This window comes from Myroides odoratimimus (genome assembly GCF_030326305.1).
Lineage (GTDB): Bacteria > Bacteroidota > Bacteroidia > Flavobacteriales > Flavobacteriaceae > Flavobacterium > Flavobacterium odoratimimum_A.
Window position 1 is genome coordinate 80569 of the sequence record NZ_JACAKB010000009.1, and the last position, 12376, is coordinate 92944.

Sequence of the window (12376 nt, forward strand, 5' to 3'; positions counted from 1 at the left end):
TCTATGTTTGTTGTTTTTAAAAAAAGAGATTTTAGTGACTTAATGAATGATACAATTTCATTCTTTCAAAAAGAAGGAAAACCATTCTTCAAAAATTACTTTACCCTATGTGGTATCCTATTACTAGTCTTATTTGTATGTACTTACTTTTTATTTGATATGGTATTTTCTGGGTCTAGCTCTGCAAATAACTCATCATTAGATACATTTATAGACAATAATGTTGGTCTTTTCTTCTTAGTAGTCTTAGTAGCGGCGGTTGTTACTATTCTTATAAGTATTATCGCTATGTCATATCCTGTATACTATCTAAAGGCGATGGTAGAACACCCTAAGGATTATCAAGATATAAAGCATATTACTAATCCTCTAAAAAAGGATATTTGGAGATTACTTGGCTTCGCACTTGCTTCTTTTTTCACTATATTTCCCTTAATTATAATTGCTTTCTCTATCGCGGCTGTTTTAATATTTTTATTAATAGGGATTCCCCTTTTACTGATTATGATGCCTGCTATTGCTTCATGGATAAACTTAGCTTATTATGAATATGTGACCAATAGAAGTGGAATCTTTGAATCATATCAAACAGCTTACTATATGCTGAAAAGTAAATTCTGGATTATCGTAGGGAACACTTTCTTAGTATATCTAGTAATACAAATCGTTACTACTATGGTAAATATTATCCCTCAAATCATGTTCTATGGAGGTACAATATTCAGTGAAAAAAGTTCTTATGATCTAGAAGACACACAAGGTTTTAAACTAATGTTCATCGGTATCGTTATCTTAAGTACACTAGTATCTTTTGTGATGAACAATATTATGTTGATTAATCAAGGATTAATTTACTACAGCATCAGAGAACAAAAAGAAAACACACAGTCTCATACAGACATTGATATGATCGGAAAAAACTAATGAAGAGATTCTTATTTATACTATTATTTTTATCATTCTCTACTCCTCATTTTGGGCAGGCAGAGCAGGATACTATTGTATCTGGTGTAGAGTCTTCACAAGATGAAGAAGACGCTCATGAAGCTGGAGTTATCAAGGCTAAACCTGTCAATGTACTTCCGTACTTAGAGGAGACGAGTACAGATATAGTACCTACTAAATTTGAGACAGATTATAAAAAGAAATACAAGAAAGATCCAGACTTCGATTATAAAGAAGAGCTTAACAAAGACTCTATCTGGAAGCGCTTTAAGCGATGGTTTAATCAACAACTAACTGACTTCTTTAGACAATTTGATATTGACTATGAAACAAGTAGCCGCTTACAAGTTTTTTATAGAATAGCAGGAACACTAGTTATCTTTCTTTTAATTTATTATATCACAAGAGCTGTTATTCAGAAAGATGCCTATTGGCTATTCAAGAAGAGCGCTAAAAAGATGGAGATACAGGTAGATGAAATAGAGCTAAACCTTAAAGTAGTGGACTTCCCTTCTCTATTAAGCAAAACCATTGCAGAGCAACAATACCGTCTAAGTATTCGTTACTATTACCTATGGCTTCTACAGAGATTACAAGAAAAAGAGGAGATCGAATGGCATATCGAAAAAACAAACTCTGACTATCAAAACGAAATAAAAGATAGCAAACTAAAAGAGGATTTCAGGTACCTTTCTTATCTGTATAACAATATATGGTATGGAGAATTCGAAATAGAGGAATCTGAGTTTAACCGTGCAAAACAGTCATTTGACACTATACTAAAACAAAGCTAAAATGAGTAAATCGACAAAAACAATGTTGTTCCTTTTTATCGTGATTATGGGCTTTGTTTATTTCATAGAGTCTAATAAAGTAGATCCGATAGATTGGCGCGAAACTTTAGATAATACACATAAGATTCCCTTTGGGACATATATACTAGATCAGGAGATAGAGAAAATATTCCCTAATGATAGTGTAATCAGAATAACAGGAAACGTCTATGACTTCTTTAGAGATAAAAAATATGATAGTGTACATAACAGCACACTGTTTTCTTTAAAGAGCTATGGGTATATTGATTCTTTTGCTAGAGTAAATTTACATCACTATATCGCAAAGGGAAACAGTGCTGTTATCTTTCAAGATAATATAGACGGGCTAATAGAAGGTATAGAGATGAATCATCTACAGTATACATTACAAGAAGAACTATTAGATCAAGATAAAGTATCAGTGACATTGACTAATCCGAATATTTCTACTTATTCGTTTCAGTTAAAAGACTTAAATACAAACTACTTCAATATTCCAGATTCTCTACGTACAAAGGTAGAAGTGCTAGGATACTTAAAGTATAAAGGAGTCAAATATCCTAACCTCATCCGCTATAAAAAAGGATCAGGTCAACTTATATTAGGACTTCAACCTATTGCATTTACAAACTATAATTTGTTAGAAAGTAATAATCACCTTTATGTTCAGGGTATATTATCCTACTTACCTCAACAGAATACCTACTTCACAGTATCTAGATTACCAGGAGATAATGAGTACCACTCTACTTCTATTCTTAGATTTGTGTTTAAACATCCAGCCTTGACATGGGCGTGGTATTTCTTCCTAGGAACTTTGTTTGTATTTATCATTTTCACAGCTAAAAGAAAGCAAAGAGTTATACCTATTATCACACCGCTGTCTAATACTACTGTTGAGTTTACCAAAACAGTATCTAACCTTTATATTCAAAATAAAGATTACGAAGACCTGATTAATAAACATATAATATATACTCTAGAGAAAATAAGACGTGTACATTGGTTAGACACCTCCAAACTAGATGAATTATTTATCAACAACTTACATATCAAAACCAAGAAGGATAAAGAAGATATCATCAAATTTGTTAGGTTTATAGAGCAGTTTAAAGCTGCACCACACTATGCATCAGAAGAAATGCTAATCGAATTAAACAAAATAATTGAGAAAATCATTGATTAAAAATATACTATGGAAAATACAGTAACCCCAGAAGAAAACTTACACTTCGAATCTAGACTAGATTTGAGTTTGTTACAAGAGAAGGTAAAAGGAATCAAAAGTGAGATACAGAAAGTAATCGTTGGTCAAGATAAAACAATAGATCAAATCATTGTATCTCTATTAGCTAATGGGCATATTCTATTAGAAGGTGTACCAGGAGTAGCTAAGACACTTTCTGCTAAACTACTGGCACAGACCATCGATATGGACTTTAGTCGTATCCAGTTCACACCAGATTTAATGCCTTCTGATATATTAGGTACCTCAATATTCAATATGCAAAAAAGTGAGTTTGAGTTTAAAAAAGGTCCTATATTTTCTAATCTAATCTTGATCGATGAGATAAACCGTGCTCCTGCTAAAACTCAGGCTGCCTTATTTGAGGTAATGGAAGAAAGACAAATCACAATAGACGGGCATTCTTATAAAATGGAAGAACCTTTCTTAGTAATTGCTACTCAGAACCCTATTGAACAAGAAGGTACTTATCGATTACCTGAGGCACAATTAGACCGTTTCTTATTTAAGATTAATATAGACTATCCTTCATTAGAAGAAGAGATTGCAATCGTTCAGAGAGAGCATGAATTATTAGATAAAAAGAAAACTACGATGATTAATAAAGTAGTTACTCCTAATGAGATTATTTCTTTCCAAAAGCTAATCAAAGAAATTATCGTAGAAGAAAAGATCATCGAATACATTGCTAAGATCGTTGCTGATACTCGTATTAATCCACTGTTATATCTAGGAGCTTCACCTCGTGCCTCTATTGCTATTCTAAATGCTGCCAAGGGATTCGCTGCTATTAACAACAGGGACTTTGTGACACCTGAGGATATTAAAGAAGCTGCTATACCAGTGCTAAAACACCGTATCATAGTATCACCTGAAAGAGAGATGGAAGGGCTAACAGCGAATGACATTATTAATCAAATCATCGAATCAATAGATATTCCTAGATAATAAAGACAATACTTATGTTTAAATTATTCAAGCAACTTTATTTACAAAAACGAGTGTATATGGTCTTAGGGACTATTATAGCTCTATTTGTACTTGCCTTTATATTTCCAATACTGTATAAAGTTGTTTGGGGGTTATTTATATTATTTTTTGCTATCATCTTGGTAGATATCACACTGTTATTCAACAAGAAGAATAAAATAGATGCTGTGCGTATCTTACCAGAAAAATTGTCTAATGGTGATGATAATACCATTTATATCTCCATAGAGAATAAATATAACATCACAGTACAATGCTACATTATAGATGAGATCCCTTTTCAATTTCAAAAAAGAGATTTTGAAATCACTAAAACTCTGACTTCTAAGGAGCAAAAAACACTTAGCTATACCTTAAGACCTACGAATAGAGGAGAATATGTCTTCGGGAAGTTAAACATATATGTATCTAGTCCTCTTAGATTAGTATCTAGAAGATTTGTATTTTGTGATGACATTACTTTAGCTACCTATCCTTCTTTTATTCAGATGAAGAAATATGATTTGATTGCTTTTTCTAAAAACAAATATGCTTTTGGGATGAAAAAAATCAGAAAAATAGGTACTACTACTGAGTTTGAACAAATAAAAGAATATGTATTAGGAGACGATATACGCAATATAAACTGGAAAGCAACTGCTAAATCCAGTCAATTAATGGTCAACCAATTTCAGGATGAGAATACAGAATCTGTTTATAATATTATCGATAGAGGACGTGTGATGCAAATGCCTTTTAATGGTCTATCTTTACTTGATTATGCGATTAACTCTACCCTAGCCTTATCTAATGTTATCCTTAAGAAAAATGATAAAGTAGGATTAATGACTTTCTCAGAGAATATCACAAACCAACTTCCTGCTGAAAGTAAAATAAGTCAATTACAAAAAATCATGGAACAACTATACAGAGTTAATACAAACTTTGTAGAAAGTGATTTCGGTAGGTTATATGCACACATCAAACACAAGATTACACATCGCAGTTTGATTATTCTTTACACTAATTTTGAATCCTTATCTAGTTTAAAAAGACAATTACCTTACCTAAGAGCTATTGCAAAAAATCACGTTTTATTAGTCGTTTTCTTTGAAAATACAGAATTAACTAAACTCACTGAAAAAAAGGCTAAAAACACAGATGATATTTTTGACAAAGTAATTGCAGAAAAATTTAACTTTGAAAAGCGTTTAATAGTAAATGAATTAACCAAATATGGTATTCAGTCTATACTAACAGCTCCAGAAGAATTATCCATAAACACGATTAATAAATATCTGCAAATCAAAGCTAAAGGTACCTTATAACATGATGATTAAAAGAATAGATAGCCCACAAAACACCTTGATTAAAAGCATTGTCCAACTACAAGAAAAATCTAGAAATAGGAAACAATCAGGTACATTTGTTATTGAAGGGCTTCGAGAAATAGAATTAGCAACTAAAGGAGGATATGCATTAAAGACTCTTTTATTTTATCCTGACCTTGTATCTGAGACTTCTCTGCGACCTTTCATTTCAAGAGAAACAGAGTTAATAGAAATTTCTAAAGAGGTCTATCAAAAACTAGCTTATAGAGATACAACTGAAGGGGTGATAGCTATCGCGCATACAAAATCATTAGCTCTAGAGGATCTAAAGCTTTCTGAAAATCCTATTATCTTAGTAGCTGAAGCGACTGAAAAACCGGGGAACATAGGTGCTATACTTAGAACTGCTGATGCAGCTAATATAGATGCTGTCATCATCGCTAACCCTAAAAGTGATATCTATAATCCTAATGTAGTCCGCTCTAGTGTAGGATGTGTTTTTACAAATCAGATAGCAATGGCCTCTACAACAGATGCTATTGCCTTTCTAAAAAAACACAATATCAATATCTACTGTGCTACATTACAAGATTCAACTTCTTATCATACGAGAGATTACAAAGAAGCTACTGCCTTCGTAGTAGGTACTGAAGCTACAGGACTTACACAAGAATGGAGAGATGCTAGCACTAAGAATATCATCATACCGATGAGTGGAGTAATAGACTCAATGAATGTATCTGTGGCTGCTTCTATCTTACTGTTCGAAGCAAAACGCCAACGAGATTTTAAATAACAACAAACATAGCACCTCATCCAAGGTGCTTTTTTATTTTATATAGCGGTAAATAGTGACATTGCAATACTGTTTTTTATTCTATTTTTGAATACAAAAATAAAGCAACATGGGACACAGACATATCGTAACTAATATAGACTTAACACCACAGGGAGAAGTAGAATATCATTTTATAGGAGAGTGGAAATATGAAATACCTTTATTCTTCTTTCCTCTATTCAGCATTCCGGTACAGTCTAAAGAGTTAAAAGATTACAGTCTAAAACCTTCTTATCTTCTATACTTTAGAATGAAAGAAGCCATGCCTCTATTTGAACAATTCCACCAATGGATACAATCGAATATAGATCTACTCGTTCCTAAGGAACATCAACCTGCTTACTTTGAGTCTTATCAAAAGCAACTATATTACTTCAATAATTTAGAAGGTGATAGTCTTGTACTTGATGGTTCTGATGTGTATAATATGAGTGAAGGTAGTCACAAGACTTTAGCGAAAGAATATTTAGCTACTTTAGAAGGGTTAGCTACTGAGTTTAAAGAACTATTAGATAGTAATGCAAGTGTAGAAGAGTTTAACACCTCAGATATTGCCAGCTATTTCTTCCCTTTTAGCACCCTTCAAGAGTATCTTAATAATGATAATGCCAACTATGGATGGGATTGGTTAGAAGTTGCTTTTGAGCCAAACTACGACTTTTTACACTTTGAGGAAAATGAGCGCTGGGGAATAAAAAAGCTTAATGGAGAGGTTATTCTACCTGCTATTTATGATGGAATTGGAGAGTTTGAGGAAAGTGGCTTAGCCTATATTATTCTAAATGACAAATGTGGTTTAATCGATAAACAAGGAAACATTGTACTTGAACCAGTATGGGACTACGTTAGTACAACAGGGATAACTTATGTAGAAAGCACAACTGACAATCCTGATGAATATACATCTATTATAACTTGTTCATTAAAAATGAACGAGAAATATGCCTTATACAATATCAGTACGCAGTCGTATATCACTGATTTTATCTATGACGAAATTGAATTATTAAAAGACGATTACTATAACGTTCTTCAAGGAAATCTATACGCCGTATTCAATTACAAAGGAGAGGAATGCATTCCGTTTACCTCTACTGCACCATTCGAATATTACTATCAGTTCTTCTGTGGTAAGCACGATAATAAGGACATTATGTATTCTAATCAATATAGTTTTATAGGTAATTATGACTTTAGCGATATTTCTGATATTGGTACAGGAGATTGTCTATTAGTGCCATCTGCAAAGGGTACTAAACTAAAAAAGATAATTGATGCACACGGCAACTTGGTCTTAGACGATGTAAAGATGGCAGAAGGCCTAACGGATAAATGTATTAAAGTAATCACAGATCACGGAATGACGATCTATGATATAGAACTAAAGGAGAACTTAATTGATTATGTGAAAGGACGTATAGAGAAGTACATCTTGATGGACATCAATCTACAAATCGGACAGGTATATATCAGTTCAGGAAAGAAAAAAGGTGTTTACGATTGTGTCAATCGCACTTGGGCTATCCCACTACAAATAGCTGTTGAGCTTAAGGTTTTAGGCATAGAAGCTTATGCAATTAAGAACAACCTATGGAATATAACGCCGATTGGGCAAACTATACCTGTAGTAGAAGATTGTAATTATATTGCTTTGCACCCCCTAAATCATGAACCACAAGTTGTAGTGGTGTATAAAGATAAAAAAGTATACCAATACCAAGATAATGCTTTAGACTTATTACCACTTACACAGTTAATCGCATTAGCAACGCGTATGCACTATAATCAAGACGGAGAAGTAAGCCTATTTAAACCGTATTTTGCAGAACGAGTAAAACAAGTCACTACAGATGATTACCTAAGTTTAGAGTCTTTCTATATCCACAGAATTAAAGACTTTTACTTAGATAATGACTGGATAGAAGAATACAATCAATTAATCAACTTTGCAGAACAGCTCAATAATGATGAACTGCTTCAGGATTTAGCCTATCGTTATCTCACAGAAGAGGACTATATTGATTATCCTAAAGCTATGAAACTGTTTTTAAAAGCTTCAGAGCTCGGAAATCATTACGCAGCTACCAATATTGGTTATATGTATTTTGAGGCTTTAGGAGTACCTTATAACAGTGAAAAAGGATTACAATACTACCTACTTGGAGCAGAAAGAGGAAATAATCAAGCTAAACTTAACTTAGCTTACCTATATTACCAAGGAGCTGAAGGTATAGACATAGATTTCGAAAAAGCCTTACATTACTTCTTACCATTAGAAAAAGTTGGTGGATTTTATGTTACCAACTATATTGCAGATTGTTACTATCTATTAGGTGAGTATAAAAAAGCAATGAAATTCATCAAAAAAGACCTTAAAGGAGAAGATCATTTAGGTTCCTTTTTAATGGGTAAATGCTATAATTTAGGCTATGAAGTCAAACAAGATACAGCTAAAGCGATTGAATATTTTGAACAGGCAGTATCTAAAGGCTATGTATATGCAGCCACCGATTTGTTATATATCTATGCCTATGACGAGAAGTTTAAAAACAGTGAAAAGTTAGCCTACTATTTAGAAATAGCTAAAGAGAATGACTTAGATTTACCTACTGACTTCAAAGGTAAAAACACTTTAAAAAGTTTTTTAAAGAAATGGTTTAAATAATATGATACACATACGCCCAGCCATATTAGAGGATATACCTCAACTACAACTGCTTTATCAAAAGCAGTTTGTAGTGATGCAAGAATATCAACCAGATTACTTTAAAGCTGATCTACCTGCTATTGATTTCTTAGAAGAAACAATACAATCAGACGAATGGGACTTCTTAGTAGCTGTTGATCAAGGCAAGCTTATTGGTATGGTTGCTTTATTTATTGAGCAAACCTTACCTTATGAGTGTTTTGTACCTCATAAATACCTCAACTTTGCAGATATTTATGTAGAACCTGAGTATCGTAGTAAAGGGATTGGAAAACAATTAATAGATGCTGTTAAACAATGGGCAAAACATAGACAAGTAGACTACATAGAACTTCTGGTAGTGGAGCAAAACAAACGTGCTTATGACCTCTATCTCAAAGAACACTTTGAACCTGTACATACCGTAATGAGGTATAAAATATAATAGAAATACCCTTATATATCATTGCAAAGGCATTTCTTATTATTCTTTTAGACCTTTGACAATGCCAAAACTCAAAAACAAAGCTATCAATAACAATACACAAATTAAAACCAGCACTACTGCAAATGCTAAAGTGTAATCTACTCTATTTGCTACTCCAAAAAACACACTTCCAATAGCTGCTACTCCAAATGCTGAACCTATCTGTAGACTACAGTTTACTACTCCCGAAGCTAATCCTGCAAACTGAACAGGTACATTACTTAAGCTTAATCTAACTACAGATGCTAAGGTCAATCCCATTCCACATCCAATGACAAACAAATCAACCTTAAACAACAAGGGCTCAAAACTATACAAAGTATATAGTAATAATAAGAAACCTATACCATAAATAACTAATCCCAAAGAAAGAATAGTCTGTTTAAAATATCTACTAATTACAGAAGAACTCAATGACATAATAATAAATCCAATACCAAAAGGAATAATAGCCTTACCCGCTTCCATACTTGTCCAATACAATTCTTCTTGTAAATAAATACCTAATACTAAATAAAACACTCCACTTGCATAGTATAGAAAACTTATAATCACTCCTAGTTTTAAATTCTTAAACTTAAAGATAGTAAAGTCTACTAAAATGCTCTTTCCTTCTTGTTTACGCATATTCTGAACCTTGATAAACAAGTACAAAAACACTACTGATGCTATTAAAAACATAACAGTCTGTATAGCTATTCCTTTCTCTACTATTGTCGTTAAAGGATAAATAAAGCTCATTAATCCTAGACTTAACAATGCAGTCCCTCTATAATCAACTTTCTCTATAGACTTATGATCTTGTTTTGGTAATGTTATAATTGCCATCACCAACGCAATCACCCCAACGGGTAAATTAACTAAAAATATCACACGCCACCCTAAGTCAAATATATTCCACTCTATCAAAACTGCTCCAAGATATTGTCCTAACGCAGCGGCTATCCCAAAAGTGAAACTATACAAAGCCATTACTAAACGCTTTTCTTTTTCGTCAAAAAGCGTATGAAGAATAGCCAAAACCTGTGGTATCATAACTGCTCCTGATACCCCTTGTAATACTCTACCTATAATCATCATCACAGGAGATTGAGAGAGACCACAGAGTACAGATGAACTAATAAAACCTATCAATCCAATAATGAATATTCTCTTACGCCCATAAATATCTCCAAATCTACCACCTGATATTTGAAACACAGCATAAGCACAAGTGTAGAAAGATACTATCATCTGCAATTCACTACTACTCGATCGAAGAGAATATTGTATAGAAGGCAATGCTAAATTGACAATATAAAAATCCAAGGGAGAAAGTATAGTGGCTACTAATAAAATAAATAGTATAAACCTTTTGTCTTTAAAAATCATAGAACACATTTTAAAAACTTAGTTTAAGCTTTAACTCAACTAAGCTATTATTACCTTACAAAATTCCTAAAGAATTACACCTAATAGATAACGCATATAGAATTATAAACAACGTTAGAAGAAGTATTATAACTAACTACAAATCATTTTACTAACAACTTATTTAAAACCAATATAAATACTTATTTTTGCAAACGATAAGAAACATAAGCTATGTTACAAGGAAATAATCAGGGAAACTTAATCGTAGATAGTCATCATATAGAAGGAGCTACACATACTATGGATATTACAGTGATCCATACCGCTATAGCCAGTATAAAACACGGAACTTATACTGCGGAACAAGACTTCTATCACACTGTACTTCCTACTAAAGAATCTATTCTTACGTGTAATTGTATACAAGGAAGTAGCTTAACCTTAAACCATGACAACCTCAACATTCATGAACAAGGAGCGCTATTGTTTAAAGAAAGAGCTGTTCCTTATGAACACATTATGAAAACGGCAAAAGACAAAAGAGGAGAGTTTTTAGAAATTGCAGTAAACAAGACCTTTGTTACCAACTTATTTGAAGAAGAAAAAGAATACTTAGAAGAGCTATTAGGTAGCCAATCTCCTAAACTTGTATTTGACTTAAATCTAAATTCCCTCCAAGTCTTACAACAATTAGTTTCTCATCCTTATCAAGGAAAACTTGCTGAGCATTATATCAATAATAAAATAGAAGAAGCTCATTTATTACAATACCACAATTGGAGTTATAATAAAACCCCTAAAGAATTAAGCCTTCACAGAAAAGATGAACAAGCACTACACGAAATCAAATCGTATATTACAGATAATTATAACAAAGACTTCACGATACAAGAGTTAGCACTGAGAGTAGGTATTAATCAAACCAAACTAAAGAAAGGCTTTAAAGCACTCTTCGGGACGACTACGTTTAAGTACATCCATGACCTGCGCATGCAGAAAGCCTTAGAGATGATAAAAAGTAGAGAGTATAATATCTACGAGATAGCAGAGTATATAGGTTATAGACACAGTCACCACTTCTCCACAGCATTTAAGAAGTACTATGGTCAACTACCTACTAAAATAAAAACATAACCTATGCTACCAACTCCTTTCATATAAAACCCTTCCCTTGTTCACTTTCTTATCTTTAAATCCCTTATTTTAGTCATCATAATACTATAACACATGATTAGAAAAGCACACTTAGAAGACATACCTACTATACAACAGTTATACTTTAATTTATTCGAAGTAATGGCTGACTTAGAATCTCACTATATGAAGGCTGCTCAGCAAGACACTGCTTTTATAGAAAGCGTTATCAAAGGAGAAAATGATTTTATTATTTTTGCAGCAGAAGACGATAAGGAAGTTCAAGGCTTTGCTATAGCACAGCTGCAGAGTGCACCACCCTATAACTGCTTTGTACAACAGCGTTGTGTTTATCTAATGGATTTAGTTGTTGACCCAGATAGTCGCGGAAAAGGCTATGGAAAGAAGCTAATCCATGCTGTCAAAGAATGGGGAGTACAAAATAAGGTAGACTACTTCGAACTAAATGTTCTCTCTCAAAATAAAAAAGCTATAGACCTATACCTAAGAGAAGGGTTTGAACCATTTAATATCTCTATGCGTATGCGTCTTGACGACAAAGCATAAAACAA

Annotated in this window: 11 protein-coding genes; 10 read left to right on the forward strand and 1 reads right to left on the reverse strand. The window is 32.9% G+C overall.

The window, feature by feature from the left end; translation table 11 throughout:
• The first annotated feature begins 3 nt into the window (after positions 1-3).
• From HX049_RS08970 to HX049_RS09005, 8 genes are all read left to right on the forward strand, one after another.
• Complete coding sequence (locus HX049_RS08970; RefSeq protein ID WP_286415470.1) at positions 4-924, forward strand: hypothetical protein; 921 nt, start codon at positions 4-6, stop codon at positions 922-924.
• Positions 924-1739: a DUF4129 domain-containing protein gene (locus HX049_RS08975; protein WP_286415471.1), complete on the forward strand. Its 816-nt coding sequence runs from the start codon at positions 924-926 to the stop codon at positions 1737-1739. Before HX049_RS08970 ends, HX049_RS08975 begins: the two co-directional genes overlap by 1 nt.
• Position 1740: 1 nt before the next feature.
• A complete protein-coding gene (locus tag HX049_RS08980; protein WP_286415473.1) occupies positions 1741-2946 on the forward strand; it encodes a hypothetical protein in 1206 nt (401 codons plus the stop codon).
• Between the two features lie 9 nt (positions 2947-2955).
• Positions 2956-3954: an AAA family ATPase gene (locus HX049_RS08985; RefSeq protein ID WP_286415475.1), complete on the forward strand. Its 999-nt coding sequence runs from the start codon at positions 2956-2958 to the stop codon at positions 3952-3954.
• Positions 3955-3968: 14 nt separating this feature from the next.
• A complete protein-coding gene (locus HX049_RS08990) occupies positions 3969-5303 on the forward strand; it encodes a DUF58 domain-containing protein (protein WP_286415477.1) in 1335 nt (444 codons plus the stop codon).
• Positions 5304-5307: 4 nt separating this feature from the next.
• Positions 5308-6102: a TrmH family RNA methyltransferase gene (locus HX049_RS08995; RefSeq protein WP_286415509.1), complete on the forward strand. Its 795-nt coding sequence runs from the start codon at positions 5308-5310 to the stop codon at positions 6100-6102.
• Between the two features lie 109 nt (positions 6103-6211).
• Positions 6212-8809: an SEL1-like repeat protein gene (locus HX049_RS09000; protein WP_286415480.1), complete on the forward strand. Its 2598-nt coding sequence runs from the start codon at positions 6212-6214 to the stop codon at positions 8807-8809.
• Between the two features lies 1 nt (position 8810).
• On the forward strand, positions 8811-9275 hold the full coding sequence (locus HX049_RS09005) for a GNAT family N-acetyltransferase (protein WP_286415482.1): 465 nt from the start codon (positions 8811-8813) through the stop codon (positions 9273-9275).
• Between the two features lie 39 nt (positions 9276-9314).
• Here the strand turns inward: HX049_RS09005 and HX049_RS09010 are convergent, their stop codons facing one another.
• Positions 9315-10688 (reverse strand): MFS transporter, encoded by a 1374-nt coding sequence (locus HX049_RS09010; protein WP_286415483.1) that lies wholly within the window; start codon positions 10686-10688, stop codon positions 9315-9317.
• Positions 10689-10901: 213 nt separating this feature from the next.
• Here HX049_RS09010 and HX049_RS09015 point away from each other — a divergent pair, with 213 nt between their 5' ends.
• On the forward strand, positions 10902-11804 hold the full coding sequence (locus HX049_RS09015) for a helix-turn-helix transcriptional regulator (RefSeq protein ID WP_286415485.1): 903 nt from the start codon (positions 10902-10904) through the stop codon (positions 11802-11804).
• 93 nt (positions 11805-11897) lie between these two features.
• Complete coding sequence (locus HX049_RS09020) at positions 11898-12371, forward strand: GNAT family N-acetyltransferase (RefSeq protein ID WP_286415486.1); 474 nt, start codon at positions 11898-11900, stop codon at positions 12369-12371.
• Positions 12372-12376: the final 5 nt, after the last annotated feature.

Bases quoted from the DNA above. Each gene is read 5' to 3' on its own strand.
- HX049_RS08995 (WP_286415509.1), top strand. From the start codon at position 5,308: ATGATTAAAAGAATAGATAGCCCACAAAACACCTTGATTAAAAGCATT.
- HX049_RS08990 (WP_286415477.1), top strand. From the start codon at position 3,969: ATGTTTAAATTATTCAAGCAACTTTATTTACAAAAACGAGTGTATATG.
- HX049_RS08975 (WP_286415471.1), top strand. From the start codon at position 924: ATGAAGAGATTCTTATTTATACTATTATTTTTATCATTCTCTACTCCT.
- HX049_RS08970 (WP_286415470.1), top strand. From the start codon at position 4: ATGTTTGTTGTTTTTAAAAAAAGAGATTTTAGTGACTTAATGAATGAT.
- HX049_RS09010 (WP_286415483.1), bottom strand. From the start codon at position 10,688: ATGATTTTTAAAGACAAAAGGTTTATACTATTTATTTTATTAGTAGCC.
- HX049_RS08980 (WP_286415473.1), top strand. From the start codon at position 1,741: ATGAGTAAATCGACAAAAACAATGTTGTTCCTTTTTATCGTGATTATG.
- HX049_RS09005 (WP_286415482.1), top strand. From the start codon at position 8,811: ATGATACACATACGCCCAGCCATATTAGAGGATATACCTCAACTACAA.
- HX049_RS09015 (WP_286415485.1), top strand. From the start codon at position 10,902: ATGTTACAAGGAAATAATCAGGGAAACTTAATCGTAGATAGTCATCAT.
- HX049_RS09000 (WP_286415480.1), top strand. From the start codon at position 6,212: ATGGGACACAGACATATCGTAACTAATATAGACTTAACACCACAGGGA.
- HX049_RS09020 (WP_286415486.1), top strand. From the start codon at position 11,898: ATGATTAGAAAAGCACACTTAGAAGACATACCTACTATACAACAGTTA.
- HX049_RS08985 (WP_286415475.1), top strand. From the start codon at position 2,956: ATGGAAAATACAGTAACCCCAGAAGAAAACTTACACTTCGAATCTAGA.